Annotated in this window: 13 protein-coding genes; 7 read left to right on the top strand and 6 right to left on the bottom strand. The window is 69.4% G+C overall.

The window, feature by feature from the left end; genetic code table 11:
* Nucleotides 1-10 precede the first annotated feature (10 nt).
* The 5 genes from ODE13_RS07895 to ODE13_RS07875 all read right to left on the bottom strand — a co-directional run bounded on the left by ODE13_RS07895 (nucleotide 11) and on the right by ODE13_RS07875 (nucleotide 5,939).
* Nucleotides 11-1,531, bottom strand: coding sequence for an amidase (locus ODE13_RS07895; RefSeq protein WP_322478782.1), 1,521 nt, complete (start codon nucleotides 1,529-1,531; stop codon nucleotides 11-13).
* Nucleotides 1,528-2,877 (bottom strand): M20 family metallo-hydrolase, encoded by a 1,350-nt coding sequence (locus ODE13_RS07890; RefSeq protein WP_322478781.1) that lies wholly within the window; start codon nucleotides 2,875-2,877, stop codon nucleotides 1,528-1,530. The genes ODE13_RS07895 and ODE13_RS07890 overlap by 4 nt, the downstream gene beginning before the upstream one ends.
* A gap of 96 nt (nucleotides 2,878-2,973) precedes the next feature.
* Nucleotides 2,974-4,488, bottom strand: a complete 1,515-nt coding sequence (locus ODE13_RS07885) for a sodium:solute symporter family protein (RefSeq protein ID WP_322478780.1) — start codon at nucleotides 4,486-4,488, stop codon at nucleotides 2,974-2,976.
* Nucleotides 4,488-4,769 carry a hypothetical protein gene (locus tag ODE13_RS07880; RefSeq protein WP_322478779.1) on the bottom strand — a complete coding sequence of 94 codons (282 nt, stop codon included), beginning with the start codon at nucleotides 4,767-4,769 and terminating at the stop codon, nucleotides 4,488-4,490. The genes ODE13_RS07885 and ODE13_RS07880 overlap by 1 nt, the downstream gene beginning before the upstream one ends.
* 252 nt (nucleotides 4,770-5,021) lie before the next feature.
* Nucleotides 5,022-5,939: a LysR family transcriptional regulator gene (locus ODE13_RS07875; RefSeq protein WP_322478778.1), complete on the bottom strand. Its 918-nt coding sequence runs from the start codon at nucleotides 5,937-5,939 to the stop codon at nucleotides 5,022-5,024.
* Nucleotides 5,940-6,076: 137 nt separating this feature from the next.
* Between ODE13_RS07875 and mmsB the strand changes: the two genes are divergently transcribed.
* From mmsB to ODE13_RS07855, 4 genes are all read left to right on the top strand, one after another.
* Complete coding sequence (gene mmsB, locus ODE13_RS07870; RefSeq protein WP_322478777.1) at nucleotides 6,077-7,066, top strand: 3-hydroxyisobutyrate dehydrogenase; 990 nt, start codon at nucleotides 6,077-6,079, stop codon at nucleotides 7,064-7,066.
* Between the two features lie 5 nt (nucleotides 7,067-7,071).
* Complete coding sequence (locus ODE13_RS07865) at nucleotides 7,072-8,613, top strand: CoA-acylating methylmalonate-semialdehyde dehydrogenase (protein ID WP_322478776.1); 1,542 nt, start codon at nucleotides 7,072-7,074, stop codon at nucleotides 8,611-8,613.
* Nucleotides 8,614-8,687: 74 nt separating this feature from the next.
* Nucleotides 8,688-10,229, top strand: coding sequence for a GntP family permease (locus ODE13_RS07860; RefSeq protein WP_322478775.1), 1,542 nt, complete (start codon nucleotides 8,688-8,690; stop codon nucleotides 10,227-10,229).
* 296 nt (nucleotides 10,230-10,525) lie between these two features.
* Nucleotides 10,526-10,930 (top strand): hypothetical protein, encoded by a 405-nt coding sequence (locus tag ODE13_RS07855; protein ID WP_322478774.1) that lies wholly within the window; start codon nucleotides 10,526-10,528, stop codon nucleotides 10,928-10,930.
* A 69-nt stretch (nucleotides 10,931-10,999) separates the two neighbouring features.
* Here the strand turns inward: ODE13_RS07855 and ODE13_RS07850 are convergent, their stop codons facing one another.
* Nucleotides 11,000-12,430, bottom strand: coding sequence for an LLM class flavin-dependent oxidoreductase (locus ODE13_RS07850; RefSeq protein WP_322478773.1), 1,431 nt, complete (start codon nucleotides 12,428-12,430; stop codon nucleotides 11,000-11,002).
* A gap of 338 nt (nucleotides 12,431-12,768) precedes the next feature.
* On the opposite strand from ODE13_RS07850, the gene ODE13_RS07845 reads away from it, so the two are divergent.
* Genes ODE13_RS07845 through ODE13_RS07835 form a run of 3 tightly spaced genes read left to right on the top strand, consistent with a single transcriptional unit; the run spans nucleotide 12,769 to nucleotide 15,581 of the window.
* The gene (locus ODE13_RS07845; protein ID WP_322478772.1) at nucleotides 12,769-13,911 is read left to right on the top strand and encodes a hypothetical protein; all 1,143 of its coding nucleotides are present in this window, start codon (nucleotides 12,769-12,771) and stop codon (nucleotides 13,909-13,911) included.
* A gap of 16 nt (nucleotides 13,912-13,927) precedes the next feature.
* Nucleotides 13,928-15,079 carry a hypothetical protein gene (locus ODE13_RS07840; RefSeq protein WP_322478771.1) on the top strand — a complete coding sequence of 384 codons (1,152 nt, stop codon included), beginning with the start codon at nucleotides 13,928-13,930 and terminating at the stop codon, nucleotides 15,077-15,079.
* A gap of 22 nt (nucleotides 15,080-15,101) precedes the next feature.
* Nucleotides 15,102-15,581, top strand: a complete 480-nt coding sequence (locus tag ODE13_RS07835; RefSeq protein WP_322478770.1) for a GNAT family N-acetyltransferase — start codon at nucleotides 15,102-15,104, stop codon at nucleotides 15,579-15,581.
* Nucleotides 15,582-15,609 lie beyond the last annotated feature (28 nt).

Below are 15,609 nucleotides of genomic sequence, written 5' to 3'. Positions count from 1 at the left end.
GGATCAACTGTCAAGGAGTCCGCCCGGGACGGCGGTGCGCCCAGGGACGGATCCTTTCGAAGCGTGCGGCGATGTCGAAGACTGCGGCCTCGTCGTAGGGGTGCCCCACGATCTGCAGCCCCACCGGCCTGCCCCGGTCGATCCCGGCCGGCACCGACATCACCGGGCACCTGTTCGCCACGTTGAAGGGAACGGTCATGTGCGCCTCCCAGTAGTGCTCCAGGTGCCGGGCCCCGCCCTCGAAGACGTCGTCCACGGTGAGTCCGTCCAGGCACGTGGCTGTCGCGGGGAGGGACGCGATCGCCGAGACCGGGGCGACCAGGGCGTCCGTCCCGGCCATGGCGGAGTGCAGCTGCTCCTGCATGAGGCGCTCCCGGTCCACAGACTCGAACAGGGAGATCCGGCGCGCCTGCCGACACGCGTCCTCCATGAACCGCAGGGTGTAGTCCTCTGCAGTGTCCTCCCGACCCCGGAGCAGCTGCCCCATGCCGTCGGCGAGAAGGTGCCCGAAATGCGCCATCGTCACCTCACGGATCTCCGCCGTCGTCCACGGCAGCTCGACCTCGACGATCTCCGCCCCTGCCGACTCCATGGCGGCCACGGCCTCATCGACCTGCCGCCGCACACCGCGCTGGACGGGATAGTCGCCCAGCGACGGCGAGTAGACGATCCTCCGCCCGCGCAGATCCTCCGGGGCCTGCTCGAGCGTCATGGTGGGGACCGCACGGGTGGGCACCGTCGCGTGGTCGGAGGGATGCGGCCCGCGCATCACCTCGGTGAGGAGCGCGACGTCACTGACCGTCCGGGCCATCGGGCCGTCCCCGCGATACCAGTCTGCAGCGAAGGGACCGGCCCCCGGCACAGCTCCGTACGGTGGCTTGTAGCCGACCACGCCGGCGAAGGCGGCCGGGAGGCGGGTGGAGCCGGCGATGTCAGAGGCGGTCGCCAGCGGTGCCATCCCCGCGGCGAGCGCCGCGGAGGCGCCGCCCGAGGAGCCTCCCGGGCTCAGCTCCCGGTCCCAGGGGTTTCGTGTCACGCCCCAGAGCCGAGTGTGGGTGAAAGTCGCGCAGGAGAACTCCGGCGAGGCTGTCCGGCCGTGGACGATGCCACCATGACGGCGGATCCGTTGCACCACAGGATGGTCCGAGTCGGCGATGACGTCGGCGTAGGCTCGCATGCCCTGGCTGTGGGACCTGCCCGCCAGAGCATGCTTCTCCTTGGTGGCCACGGGCAGTCCGAGGAGACGACGGTCGCCTGATGGGCCGCCGGGGCCCTGCTCCGACGGGGTGCGCAGATAATGGCGGTCCGCCTCCTGCGCCAGCTGGCGAGCCTCCTCGTGGAGCACCTCGGTGAAGGCGTTCACGGGCCGGGGCTCGGCCTCGTCGTCCTGGATCCGCCGGAGCAGATGCTCCAGGTACTCGCTCGGCGCCAGCTCTCGACGAGCGAAGCGTCGCAGCACCTCCACGGCGGAGACGAGGCCCAGCTCCTCGGAGTCGTCCACCGTCGTCGGGCTGGGACTCTCTGCCGTCATCCTCGTCCGTCCTCCCGGTCATCCGCCGCGCCGCCGCTCTCATCGGAGCCGCCGGGCGCCGTATCGGCCAGCTCTCCGGCCACGAGGCGTGTCACGACACCGGTCAGCACCCGCAGGCCGGTCACCAAGTCTTCGTCGGAGGTGAACTCCCGCTCGCAGTGGGAGACCCCATCGGCTGAGGGGACGAAGAGCATCACCGAGGGCACGATGCGGTTCATCGGAACGGAGTCGTGACCGGCCAAGGTCGCCAGCACGGTGGAGTCGACGCCCTGGTCGCGGCTAGCCTTCTCGGCCAGCTCCACGCCGTCGGCGGGGAACCTCTGCACTGGGCGGACGTCGAAGTCCTGGGCCTCGATCTCGACGTCCCGGCGGCGAGCGATCCCCTGGAGGCGCTCCAGGAGCAGACCGCGTGCTCGGTCGACGTCGCTCGCCCGGTCCGCCCGCAGATCGACGACGAGGTCGACCTGACGCGGCACGACGATCGGAGAGTTGGGCTGGACGTCGAACTTCCCCACCGAGGTCACAATGGTCTCCGGCTCGAACTCCTCGACCACCTCCTCCACGGCCACCACGACGTGCGAGGCGGCGATCAGGGCATCGCGGCGATCAGCCATCAGCGTCGCGCCGGTGTGTGACTGCTCTCCGATGACGCTGACCAGTAGCTTCTGGGTGTGCCAGCTCCGGTCGACGATCCCGATCGGCACGCCCGAACGCTCGAGGCGTCGCCCCTGCTCGATGTGGATCTCCGCATAGGCGGCGGCCTGCGGGGCGGGGTCGACCCCCCGGCGGCCGGTGGCCTCCAGGGCCTGGGCGACGGTGACCCCCTGAGGATCCGTGGTCTGCAGGGCGACCTCAAGGTCCAGGATCCCCGCGTGGACCGAGCTCCCCATGATGGACGGGGCGAATCGGGCACCCTCCTCGTTGAACCAGTCCACTGCGGCCACGTTGTACCGCGGATCCAGAAGTCCTACGGAGACTGCGGCATCAGCTGCGGCCACCGCATGCAGGGCCGCGACGACGCCGTAGGTCCCGTCGAAGCGCCCGCCCCGAGGCTGACTGTCCAGATGGGACCCCACGAGGACGAACGGAGCGCCGGGCACCCACTCACGGAGTGCATAGATAGTGCCGATCGCGTCGGTGACCACGCTGAGCCCCAGCTGGCCGGCGCGCTCCTCGAACCAGCGACGCACCTGGCCGTGCTCTGCGGTGCCCGCCTGGCGGTCGATCCCACCGGCCGGCGTCGCGCCATAGCGGGACGTGTGGTGGAAATCCCTCAGGAACTCTCGATCCTGTGGTCTCACAGAGGGGTCGCCGGAATCGGCTCCCGCTGCCGGCAGGTGCGCCATGGGTCTCATCGTCCTTTCCCGTGCATGCGCGGTGCATGCGGTGGTTGCGAGCAGTTCTCGTCCTGCGGCCGGTGCGCGGCCCGCGCCTCCCGGCGGTCAGCGGCGCACGAGCTCCTCCTGCGGTGAGTCGGAGTCCCAGCGTCCTCGATCGAAGTCGCGGGTGCGCGCCGCGAGCCTCGCCAGGATGCCGGTCTCGCGGGGTCGGGTCACGAGGCTGACTCCGATGAAGACCACGAGGTTCAGCAGCAGGGAGAGCAGGCCCCCACCTCCGTTGGCGAAGGGGCCCGGAACCGTGGCCGGCAGCGCGGTGAACAGCACCAGGCTGCCGACGCCGACGACGAGCCCCACGGAGGCGCCGGTGACGCTGGCCCGCTTCCAGAACAGCGCACCCAGGGTGGGAATGATGACCTGCGCCAGACCGGCGAAGGCGACCAGCCCGATGGTGACCAGCAGCCCTGGCACGTAGAGGGTCATCACGTAGGCGATCGCGGAGAAGACCAGGATGGCCCAGCGCCCCACCCAGACCCGTTTGTTCTCGGGGAGGTCCTTCTGCACGTACCTCTCGTGGAAGTCGATCGTGTAGCTCGCCGCCATGGCATGGACCTGGGAGTTGGCGGTGGACATCGCCGCCGCCGCACCACAGGCGATCAGCACCAGGGCGAGGACCACCGGAGCGTACTCGAGAAGCATGACGGGCAGCACCTGATCCGCCTGCTCGACGTCGGGATCGAGGACCACGGCGGAGTTGCCGATGAGCATGGAGCCGACATAGCTGATGGCCGCCACCGCCAGAAGGAAGGGCATCAGGTCGAACAACCGTGGTGACCGGGTGGCGTACATGCGGGTCCACATCTGGGGGCCCATGAAGGCGCCGAGCGGTGTCACCACGAACATGGCGATCCAGGCCATCCAGGCTCCGTCGGCGAGGATGAGGTTCTCCGGCTGGATCTGCTCGATCTCATCGAACATGGTCCCCATACCGCCGACCTCGCCGACCAGGAAGATGCCGGCGGTGATCATCCCGAGGAACAAGAGCACCCCGTAGAACACGTCGGTCCAGGCCACTGCGCGGAGCCCGCCGGACCAGACGTAGATGATGATGACCAGGTAGAAGAGGAGGCCGGCGAGCCAGAACGGAAGCGCCCCGTCGGAGGCGACCTCCATCAGGTACGCGCCGCCGGTCAGCTGGATCTGCAGATGCGGAAGCGTGAACACCAGCAGGATGACGGCGATGAAGGTGCCCAGCCTGCGTGAGCCGTAGAGGTCGACGAAGAAGTCCCGCGGAGTGACGTAACCTCCGCGCTTGCCGTGGAACCAGATCCTCTTGCCCACGACGTAGTACATGACCCCGAAGAAGATATTCCAGGCGATGGCGGTCCAGTACAGCGGCCCGTCCAGATAGAAGCTGGCGTTCGACCCGAGGAACGCGAAGGCGCTCCACCATGTGGCGGCCACGGTGAAGAACACCGCCACGGATCCCATGGCCCGCCCCTGGAGGAAGAAGTCCTCCGCCGTGGCCGTCGACTTCCGTGAGGCGAAGGCGCCCATGGCCAGGGGGACGAGGAGGAAGGCGGCGATGACGATCAGTCCGGCGATCTCAGTGGCGGACATCAGCGTGCACCTCCGGTCGGCTCGGCAGCGGGGTCCGGGGCATCCGATTCATCGTCCTCCGACGCGGCACGACGACCCCAGTGGGTTCGGTACCCGATGAACAAGACCACACACATGAACGCCCAGATGACGACGTTGAAGCCGTAGATGAAAGGCATGCCGAAGATGCGGGGCTCCACCATGTCATGGAAGAAGAGCACCCCCGGGAACTCCATGAGGGCGAAACCGGCCAGGATGCAGGTCCACAGGACCACAGCCAGCCGGGTGGGCTTCTTGATCATCTGCTCGGGCCTCCTTCGATAGGTCTGACGCTCATCACCGCTTCAGGTCTACGCGATGCCCATGACTTCCTTGTTGAGGACTCATGACGTGAGGGTTTCCCGGCCTGCGCCCGAGCGCGAGCGGTGCCGACGCCGCACCGGGAGCAGCTCTGTGAGCCATGCCACCATGCTCCCCCCGCCCGGGCGGGACCGAGGGGGAGCAGACTGTCAGGTGAACCGCCTCTGCGCCTTACACGTTGTCATTCCGCGGCGTCAGCGGCTCAGCTCGTCCTCCATGCGCTGACCGCGCTGGCGCAGCGCGGCATAGACAGCCTGCACCGCGGGGTTGCGCAGCGCCTCCTGTCGACCGACCGCCCAGTACGACAGGTCGTGGGCGTACTCCTCAGCGAGCAGCCTCCGCAGCCGAGGCTCATGGTCGGCCACATAGTTGGGCAGCAGCCCGACACCGGCCCCCGCGGTGGTGGCGGTGACGTGGGAGAGCACATTGGTGGAGGCGATGCCTCGGCGCATGGCGGGAAGCGCCTCGGTGGCCCGGTCCAGGTCGTCGATGGTCAGCACGGCTTCGACATAGTAGTTGAGCCGATGTCCGGCCAGCTCAGCGATGCTGCGCGGCCGGCCGTGCCGCTGCAGGTAGTCCTCGGTGGCGTAGAGGCCCAGGGCGTAGTCCATCACCAGCTCCGCCTGGGCCCGGTGGACCTGCGGCCGACCGACCACGATCTCCAGGTCCAGTCCCGAGCGGGTCTGCCGGGCCCGTTGGGTGGCGCTGATGAGCTCGATGGCGAGGTTCGGGCTGGCACGCTGCAGCCCCGCCAGCGCCGGGGTCGCCACGTGGACGGCGAAGGCATCCGGGGAGCCGAGGCGGACCACTCCGGAGATCCGACCGGCCTGCTCCCCGTCGCCGGACAGCGAGGCCAGGGCGTCCTCCACCCGCTCGGCCGCGGCCAGGACCCGCTGCCCCAGGGCCGTGACCTCCCAGCCGGAGGGGGTGCGCGCCAGCACACGGCCGCCGAGCGAGCGCTCCAGCGCGGCGATGCGCCGGGAGACCGTGGAGTGGTTGACCCGCAGCACGTCGGCGGCGGCGGTGTAGCGGCCCAGCCGGGCCACGTGCAGGAAGGTCATCAGGGGCTCGAGGTGCTGGTGCGGCGGCTCCGCGGCCTGCTGGTCACGCATGCCCGAGTGTGCACCAACGCACATCGGTCGTGCAATCTTGCCGCTCCCTCGTGCATTGAAGTCGAGACTTCAGACTCCTAGTGTGATCCACGACACATACCCGCCCTGCGGGGTGCCCGCCACTCGAGGAGGAACACATGGCCGTATACGGATGGATCGGACTGGGAAACATGGGCGGGCCGATGACGAGGAACCTGGTGGCCGCCGGCCACACGGTCCGGGGCTTCGACCTGGACTCCGAGGCGGTCTCCGAGGCCGCCGCGCACGGCGTGGAGACCGTGGGCAGCATCGCCGAGGTCGTTGCCGGCGCCGACGTCGTGTTCACCATGCTCCCCCGCGGCGAGCACGTCCGCGCGGTCTTCGGCGCGGAGGACGGCATCTGGGCCACTGCTGAGACCCGCACGCTGCTGGTGGACTCCTCCACCGTGGACGTCGAGACCTCCCAGCACTGCCATGACCTCTCCGCACAGCACGGATTCCGCTTCGTGGACGCCCCGGTCTCCGGAGGCATCTCCGGAGCGACCGCCGCCACCCTGGCCTTCATGGTCGGCGGCGAGGACGAGGCCGTGCGGGAGGCCACCGCGCACATCCAGCCGATGGCCGGCACGATCATCGCCGCCGGGGCGGCCACCGCCGGCATCGCCGCGAAGATCTGCAACAACATGATGCTGTTCATCGATCTGATGGCCGCCTCGGAAGGGTCCCAGCTGGCCGAGCAGCTCAGCCTGGACCCGAAGGTCTTCTGGGAGATCGCCTCGGTCTCCTCCGGGCGCTCCTGGGCGCAGCAGACCTGGTACCCGATGCCCGGGATCGTGGAGTCCTCGGCCGCCAACCGGAACTATGACGCCACCTTCCGCGCCGATCTGGCGCTCAAGGACGTCAGCCTGGCCCTCGATGCCGGGGAGAGGACCGGAGTGAAGCTGCAGGCCGCCCAGCTGGCCCAGCAGAGGTTCGAGCAGCTCATCGACGAAGGCTTCGCGGACAAGGACTGCTCGCTGATCGTGAAGTACTCCTCCCCCGACGGCGGCGCCCCCGGCTGGGACGGCAGCGGCACCTCCACGACCCCGTCCAGCTCATCATCCAGCACAGCTCAGGCCGCACCCGCGGCCCAGACCGGAAAGGCCTGACCACCATGACACCTTCCTCCCCCGCCGGCTCTCCCACCGGAGCCGCCCGCGGCATCGACGGCGAGCTGCCCGTCATCGGGCACCACATCGGCGGCGAGACCATCTCTGCGGGCCAACGTCACTCCCCGGTCCGCAATCCGGCCACGGGACGGGAGACCGGGCGACTCGCACTGGCCGACGCGGACCAGGTCCGCGCCGCCGTCGTCGTCGCCGCCGAGGCGCAGCAGGCCTGGCGGCGGACCGGGCTGTCCCGACGGACCCAGATCATGTTCCGCGCCCGGCAGATCCTCGAGGAGCGGCGGGCCGAGCTGGCGGCCACGATCACCGCCGAGCACGGCAAGGTGCTCTCCGACGCCGACGGCGAGATCACCCGCGGACTCGAGAACGTGGATTTCTGCACCGGGCTGATGCATCACCTCAAGGGCGAGTACGCGGAGCAGGTCTCCACCGGCGTGGACGTCCACCAGGTGCGCCAGCCGCTGGGGGTCGTCGCCTGCATCACCCCCTTCAACTTCCCGGTGATGGTCCCGCTCTGGATGGTCACCACCGCCATCGCCGCTGGCAACGCGGTGATCCTCAAGCCCTCCGAGCGCGACCCCTCGGCCTCGCTGCTGATCGCGCAGGCCTTCCGCGACGCCGGGCTGCCCGACGGCATCCTCAACGTGGTCCACGGGGACAAGGAGGCCGTGGACGAGCTCCTGGTCCACCCGGAGATCTCGGCGGTGTCCTTCGTGGGCTCCACGCCGATCGCCAAGCACATCTACGCCACCAGTGCGGTCCATGGGAAACGGGTCCAGGCGCTCGGCGGGGCGAAGAACCACATGGTGGTCATGCCCGACGCCGACCTGGACTCCGCCGCCGACGCCGCGGTCTCTGCGGCCTACGGCTCCGCCGGGGAACGCTGCATGGCGATCTCGGTGGTGGTCGCCGTCGGAGACGTCGCCGACGGCCTGGTCGAGCGGATCCGCTCCCGAGCCCAGGGGCTGAGCATCGGCGACGGGGCCGACCCGGCGTCCGAGATGGGCCCGCTGATCACTCCTGAAGCCCTGGAACGGGTCACCGGTTATGTGGCAGGCGCCACCGCAGAGGGGGCCACCGTGGTGCTCGACGGCCGCGAGCAGACGTTCGACGGCGAGGGGTACTTCATCGGTGCCTCACTGATCGACCACGTCACCCCCGGCATGAAGGTCTACGACGACGAAATCTTCGGCCCGGTGCTCTCCGTGGTGCGCGTGGACAGCTACGACGCCGCCGTCGACCTGATCAACGCCAGCCGATACGCCAACGGCACTGCGGTGTTCACCCGCGACGGCAAGACCGCCCGTGAGTTCGAGTTCGACATCGAGGTCGGCATGGTCGGGGTCAATGTGCCGATCCCGGTGCCGGTGGGCGCCTTCAGCTTCGGCGGCTGGAAGGACTCGCTGTTCGGCGACACCCACATGTACGGCCCGGAGGCGTTCAACTTCTACACCCGCCGCAAGGTGGTCAGCAGCCGCTGGCCCGAGCCCAGCGAGTCGCAGATCAGCCTGGGCTTCCCCACCCATTGACCCGTCCGGCGCGCGTTCCCGACCCTGCCTGGCGGGGCGAGAACGTGCCCGGACCCTGACCCTCGGGAGAACCTGTGACCCTCGGACTCGTCGGCATCCTCGTCTCGCTGGTGCTGCTGATCACCCTGGCCTATCGCGGAGTGACGATCGTGGTGGCTGCCCCGATCTCCGCACTGGTGGCGATGGTGTTCTCCGGTGCGCCGATCCTGGCCAACTACACCGAGATCTTCATGCCGGCGCTGGCGAACTTCATCGGTCAGTACTTCCCGATGTTCCTCACCGGAGCGATCTTCGGGAAGCTCATGACGATGGCGGGATATGCCACCGACATCGCTCGGGTCGTCACCCGATGGCTGGGCCCGAACCGGGCGCTGCTGGCCACCGTGCTGACCACCGCCCTGCTGACCTACGGCGGAATCAGCGTCTTCGTGGTGGTCTTCGTGATGTTCCCGCTGGCCAGGGAGCTGTTCCGCGCCGCGGACATTCCGCGGCGGCTGATCCCCGGCGCCATCGCCCATGGCATGCTCACCTTCACCATGACGGCGCTGCCGGGTTCTCCGCAGGTGCAGAACATCATCCCCGGGCAGGCGTTCCAGACGAACACCTTCGCCGCGCCGGGGGTGGGCATTCTGGGAGGGACGGTCATCTTCATCCTGGGCATGCTATGGCTGGAGCATCGGAAACGGCAGCTCGCGGCACGCGGCGAGCACTTCACCGATCCCACCGCCCTGGAGCTGCGCAACGGCGCAGGTGCGGACATGGGTGCGGGCGCCGCGGAGATGTCGGTGGGTGATGGATCGTCCCCGGGCTCCTCCGCCGGGCAGACGAGGACCTCGCACGGGCCGGGTGCCGCAGTTGCCCACACGACCGACAGCACCTCTCCGGCCCCGACGGGCACGCCCGGCATGCTCACCCCGCCGAACCATGTCTTCCCCTTCATCCCGGTGCTGCTGGTCTTCGCCCTCAACTTCGGCTGCACGATGCTGCTGTTCCCTGCGATGGACTGGGGGCACCTGCAGGAGGACAAGTACGGAGGGATCGGGCTGGATGACCGGACCGGGTCCTGGGCGGTGCTGTGTGCGCTGGCCGGTGCGATCGTGGTGATCCTGCTGATGAACGTCCGTCATCTGCGCTGGATCCTACGTGGGATCACCGACGGGGCGCGCAACGCACTGCTGCCGATCTTCAACACCGCCTCCGAGGTCGGGTACGGCGCCGTCGTCGCCTCCCTGGCAGCCTTCATGGTGATCCGCGACGGCATCTTCGGCGTCAGCGAGAATGCCCTGGTGGCCTCGGCGCTGTCGACCTCAACCATCTCCGGGGTGACCGGCTCGGCCTCCGGCGGGATGACGATCGCGCTCAACGCGCTGGGTGAGGAGCTGCGCGACCTCGCGGTGGACCAGGGGATCAGCCTGGAGGCGATGCACCGGATCACCGCCATGGCCTCCGGCGGGCTGGACTCGATGCCGCACAACGGCGCGGTGATCACGCTGATCATCGTCTGCGGGATGACCCACCGAGAGTCCTATAAGGACGTCGGGGTGGTCTCCCTGGTGATCCCCGTGCTGGTGACCGCCGCACTCATCCCGGTGGTGCTCGCCGTCGGCAGCTTCTGAGGCGCACGGGCCCGGACGGCACCGAGGACCCCACCGAGGACCCCACCGAGGACCCCACCGTGGATCCCATCAGGGATCACAGGGCTCTCGGCGCAGGCTGATCAGGGTGGTGTCAGGGTCGAATCCGGGTCGGATCCGGGTCGTGACCTGGTGACACGACCCCGCCCTCGCCAGTAGTTTCGAAGGACCGGCGGGGCCGGAGGGCCGCCGGATCGGCACGCACGACACGCACGACGCCGAGACCGGCATCTCCTCCCCGCACCGACCAAGGTCATGACGGAGCGAAGGAGTTGACGATGGGACTGCTCTCACTGGGTGTCGGCATGGCCGTGGGCTATGTGATCGGCACGAAGACCGGCAGGGAAGGCTTCGAGAAGGCGCGCAGGTCCGCCTCGGAGGCCTGGAACGACCCCGACCTGCAGGAGAAGATCCAGGACGGCGTCGCCTCGGCGACGGACACTGCCAGCAAGGTGGCCCAGGATGTCGCCGAGACGGCCAAGCGCGCCGCCACCGCGGCCGCGGAGGCCGTCAAACAGGGCACCGCCGAGGCGACGGAGATCTTCGACGAGGAGTTCCACGCCCCGGAGACCGTCCCCACCAGCCATGGCGACGTCGACAGCGACCCCGGGCTGAGCACCGAGAAGGACGGCAGCGACTGGGCGCAGGAGGGTGGCAGCCCCGGCACCCGCGAGGGCGGCTGACCGGGACCGGGCCTCTCCGACCCGCCTCCCCCGCCCGACGCGTTGACTCCGGCGTGGGGAGGCGGAGCCTCAGACCTGCGCGGTGTGGCGACGGCGCAGCTGGAACTGTGCGCCGTGGTGGCGCTCCGGCAGGTGATCCCCAGCGCCGAAGAGCTTGTTCCGCAGGGTTCCCGGGGCGTACTCGGTCTTGTACCGGCCCAGCTTCTGCAGCTCCGGGACCACGAACTCCACGATGTCCTCGAAGGTCCCCGGGGTGATGTGGTACGCCAGGTTGAACCCGTCGATGTCGGTCTCGTCCTGCCACTCGGCCAGCTGCCGGGCCGCAGACTCGCCACCGCCGACGATCACCGGGCCGAACCCTCCGACGCCGACCCACTCGGCCAGCTGCCGCACGGTCCACGGCTCCCCCTCCCGACCGGAGGCCTTCTGGAAGGTCTCCACCGTGGACTGGATCGCATTGGACTCCACATCCCCGATCGGCTGGTCGAGGTCGAACTGGCTCAGGTCCAGACCCATCCACCCCGACATCAGCACCAGGCCGCCGATCGGATCGATGTACCGGGTGAGCTCCTCATACTTGGCCTGCGCAGCGGCGTCGTCGGCTCCGGTGACCACTGTCTGCATGGCGAAGATGCGCACGCTGTAGGGGTCCCGGCCGGCGTCGACCACGCTCTGGCGGATCCGCTGCACCGACTGGCGGGTCAGCTCCTTGGTCGGCGAATTGATGAACACGGCCTCGGCGTGCTTGCCGGCGAAGGCGCGTCCACGGGTGGAGGCCCCAGCCTGGTAGACCACCGGCATCCGCTGCGGAGAAGGCTCCACCACGGAGATGCCCGGAGTCTTGAAATGCTGGCCCTCATGCTCGATCCGGTGCACTTTGGAGGCATCGGTGAACACGCCGGTGGACTTGTCCGCGACGACGGCGTCGTCCTCCCAGGAGCCCTCCAGCAGCTTGTAGACCACGTCCATGTACTCGTCGGCGTGGTCGTAGCGGGCGTCGTGCTCCAGCTGATCGTCCTGGCCCATGTTCTGCGCCGCCGAGGGCAGGTAACCGGTGACCACGTTCCACCCGACACGGCCCCCGGTGAGGTGGTCCAGGGTGCCCAGTCGGCGGGCGAACGGGTACGGGTGCTCGTAGGCTGTGCCGGCGGTGAGCCCGAAGCCGAGGTTCTCGGTGACAGCGGCCATCGCGGAGACCAGCAGGAACGGGTCGTTCACCGGAACCTGGGCCCCGGAATGGAGGGCGGCGTCGGGGTCGGCGGCGAAGACGTCATAAGGGCCCAGCACGTCAGCGATGAACAGGCCGTCGAAGAGGCCCTTCTCGAGGATCTGGGCGACGTCGGTCCAATACCTGAGCGTGTTGTACTCCCGAGCGCGGTCCTCCGGGTGGCGCCACAGCCCGGGAGACTGGTGCACCACGCAGTTCATGTCGAAGGCGTTGAACAGGATCTCGCGTCGCCCGGCGGGCGTCGTCGGCGGCTGGATCTGGTGGTCGGTCATGCGTTCCTCCTCGTGGCTCGCCGATGCAGCACTCGAGACAGTGCACCCTGCGCGTCGGATGCGCGCAGGAGAGGAGTCCTCCATCGGTCCTGGCATGAGCACCCCGGCGCTCCGGAGCCCGCCCCGTGGGACGCCCGACGGCGATGCCGCGAGCTGGGGCCGGGCCCGGACCGCCTGTGTCACCGTGACGGTCGGGTTGCTGCGGCGTCGTAGAGCCAGGTCTCTCAGCCGCTCTGGATGGTACGGCTCGCACTCTACCGTCCAGGCCGGGAGCACGGGGAGGACGCTTCACATTTCGACGCCGTGCATGTGCCCGGCCGGGGGATATCCTGGTGCGCATGGCCAGCCACGGGAACGCCTCGCAGTCGACCTCCGACGCCACCACCGACGTCACCTCCGACGCCGATGCCGGGCCGGCCGGCGTCGTGCTCGGTGAGGACCCCACCGCTCTGGAGCGGTTCATCGCCCATCAGGTGGAGCCGCGCGCCGAGGAGCTGCGCGAGGTCTCCCAGGTCCCCGGGCACCTGGCGCTGCTGCGGCATGAGCTGGCCCGGCGCAGCGTCAGCGTCCGCGACGTCGGCGAGAAGAACTCGGTGCTCCTCTTCGGAGGGGTCGTCGTGGGAGGCATGGACCACACGATGACCACGCTGGTCAGCGCGAACGCGCGGCGGATCTCCCGCAACAAGGCGCTGACCCGACGCCACCTCGAGCTCCAGGAGCTTCCTGTGCCCGCCGGGCGCACGTTCAGGGAGGACGAGATCACCGAGGCCGCCAAGTACCTGGGATCGCTGCCCGGGATGGGGGTGCTCAAACCGGTGACCGGACGATCCGGGCACGGGATCAGCACGCACCTGAGCAATGCCGACGATCTGCAGCGCGCCTGGCCGCTGGCCCTGGAGGCCCGGCTGACCCAGGATGCGCCCAGCAGGAAGCTGCTCGTGGAACTGTTCCACGACGGCCTGGACCTGCGGGCGTTCGTCGTCGGGGACAAGCTCATCTCCGCGATCGTGCGAGTTCCGCTGTACGTGGTCGGCGACGGGTCCTCCGAGCTGCGCACCGTGCTGGAACGCACCTTCTCCCGACGCCAGCGCCACCGCAGCCTGGCCGAGAACATCCCGGAAGTCCGGGGGGAGGACCTGCACCCGATGGGACTCTCGCTCTCCACCATCCTGGAGGAGGGCCAGCTGGTGATCCTGAACCAGGCGGCGAACCTCCGCGCTGGGGGTATCCCGGTGGATGTCACCGATCAGCTCAGCGAGGAGATCGCCGACCTCGCCGTCGACGCCCTGTGGTCGATCCCGGGGCTGCACGCGGCGGGCATCGACCTGCTGGTGCCGGACCTGGGCACCACCGAGGGCGCCGTGGTGCTGGAGGCCACCGTCGGCGCAAGCCTCACCCCGCACCATTTCCCCGCCTACGGACGCCCCCGGAACGTGGCCGGGGCGATCGCCGAGCAGATCCTGCTGACCGCCTCACGGTGAGGATATCCTGAGAGCCATGTCCTCTGACTCCTCCTCCCGTGCGGTCAGCCCTGCCTCCGAGCACGCGGTGCCCGAGGCCGCCGCACGCCGCCCGGCGCGGCCCGCACCAGTGCTCTCCGGCTCCGCCGACGTCGTCGAACGCTTCATCGCCGAGCAGGTGGAGCCCCGGGCGGATCAGCTGCGCACCTGGAGCAGCACCTCCCAGCATGACCAGCTGCTGGCCGCGGCCGCCAAGCGCAGGAAGATCACCGTCAAGACGATCAGCGACTCGAACCGCCTGCTGTTCCTCTCCGGCGTGGTCATCGGTGGGATGGACTCCATCATCACTTCCCTGGTCAGCCACCAGGCGCGGCGCGTCTCCCGGTCGAAGCAGATGACCAAAAAGTACCTGATGGCCTCGGAGGTGCCCACCCCGCAGGGTCGGGCGATCAGCCCGACCGAGTTCTCCCGCGCGGTGAAGTACATGAAGGCCCTGGGCGGCCCGGTGGCGGTGAAGCCCTCCGCCGGGCGTGCCGGCAAGGGCATCAGCACCGCCGTGCGCACCGAGCCGGAGCTGCGCCAGGCCTGGCAGCGGGCGATGGCCTCACGCTCGGCCACCGCGGACTCGAAGTATCAGATGATCGTCGAGGAGCATCACCCGGGACTGGACGTCCGTGTCTACGTGGTGGGAGAGAAGGTCGCGGGAGCGATCGTGCGGGTGCCGTTCCATGTGGTCGGCGACGGCGTCTCCACGGTGGGCGAGCTGGCAGAGGCGGAGATCAGCCGACGCGGGGACAACGCCTACCTGCGCCCCCGGCAGCCGAAGGTCACCGACGAGTTCCTCGAACCGATGGGCCTGACCAGGGACGCCGTGCTGGAGTCCGGGCGAATCCAGCGGCTCACCGAGATCGCCGACACCTCTCGTGGAGGCGGCCTGGCAGTGGACGTGACCGATGAGCTGCCCGAGACGCTGCGCGAGCTCGCCGTGGACGGGCTCTGGTCCATCCCCGGGCTGAGCGCCGCCGCCGTCGACCTGCTGGTCCCTGACCTGGAGTCGGGCGAGGGCGCGGTGGTCCTGGACGTCAACCCGTACGCGAACCTCATGCAGTTCCGCTACCCGGCCTACGGACAGCCGCGCATGGTCCACGACGCCATCATCGAGCAGATCCTGCACCGCGCCTCGAAGTGAGGCGCTGAGGGGAAGTCCGGGGATGAACGACGACGGCGCCCAGGTGCGGCGGGCGGGACCGGAGGACGCTGACGTCCTCGCCCGACTGCTCGACGCCTTCAACACCGAGTTCGGCTCCCCCACACCTGGCACGGCGGTGCTGGCCCACCGGCTGCGGCGGCTGCTCGCCACGGAGCAGACCCGCGCCTGGCTGGTGGCGGAGCAGGCCTCCGGGCGCCAGGCGGGCCTCGCCCTGGTCACTCGGCGTCCGAACGTATGGTGCGACGGCCCGGTGGATCTGCTCGATGAGCTCTACGTGGCCCCCGCGCAGCGTTCCTCAGGGCTCGGAAGCCTGCTGATCCAGGCGGTTCTGGACGACGCCCGGGCCGGTGGAGCCGACCTGGTGGAGGTTCCGGTGGACGCGCCCGACGTGGACGCCCGCCGCTTCTACCGCCGGCACGGATTCCAGGAGATCGACCCGGACACCGGCGATCTGGCCCTGTTGATCTGGCAGGAGCTCTGAGCGCTCGGCCCGCATCCAGCCGTGATGA

The sequence above is a fragment of the Nesterenkonia sp. HG001 genome (genome assembly GCF_034438835.1).
GTDB lineage: Bacteria > Actinomycetota > Actinomycetes > Actinomycetales > Micrococcaceae > Nesterenkonia > Nesterenkonia xinjiangensis.
Note: the sequence above shows the minus strand (reverse complement) of the source record. Positions and strands in the feature narration are given on the sequence as shown.

Coding starts and splice junctions, on each gene's coding strand:
- ODE13_RS07865 (WP_322478776.1), top strand. CDS start 7,072: ATGACACCTTCCTCCCCCGCCGGCTCTCCCACCGGAGCCGCCCGCGGC.
- ODE13_RS07850 (WP_322478773.1), bottom strand. CDS start 12,430: ATGACCGACCACCAGATCCAGCCGCCGACGACGCCCGCCGGGCGACGC.
- ODE13_RS07880 (WP_322478779.1), bottom strand. CDS start 4,769: ATGATCAAGAAGCCCACCCGGCTGGCTGTGGTCCTGTGGACCTGCATC.
- ODE13_RS07890 (WP_322478781.1), bottom strand. CDS start 2,877: ATGGCGCACCTGCCGGCAGCGGGAGCCGATTCCGGCGACCCCTCTGTG.
- ODE13_RS07835 (WP_322478770.1), top strand. CDS start 15,102: ATGAACGACGACGGCGCCCAGGTGCGGCGGGCGGGACCGGAGGACGCT.
- ODE13_RS07845 (WP_322478772.1), top strand. CDS start 12,769: ATGGCCAGCCACGGGAACGCCTCGCAGTCGACCTCCGACGCCACCACC.
- ODE13_RS07855 (WP_322478774.1), top strand. CDS start 10,526: ATGGGACTGCTCTCACTGGGTGTCGGCATGGCCGTGGGCTATGTGATC.
- ODE13_RS07875 (WP_322478778.1), bottom strand. CDS start 5,939: ATGCGTGACCAGCAGGCCGCGGAGCCGCCGCACCAGCACCTCGAGCCC.
- mmsB (WP_322478777.1), top strand. CDS start 6,077: ATGGCCGTATACGGATGGATCGGACTGGGAAACATGGGCGGGCCGATG.
- ODE13_RS07840 (WP_322478771.1), top strand. CDS start 13,928: ATGTCCTCTGACTCCTCCTCCCGTGCGGTCAGCCCTGCCTCCGAGCAC.
- ODE13_RS07885 (WP_322478780.1), bottom strand. CDS start 4,488: ATGTCCGCCACTGAGATCGCCGGACTGATCGTCATCGCCGCCTTCCTC.
- ODE13_RS07895 (WP_322478782.1), bottom strand. CDS start 1,531: ATGACGGCAGAGAGTCCCAGCCCGACGACGGTGGACGACTCCGAGGAG.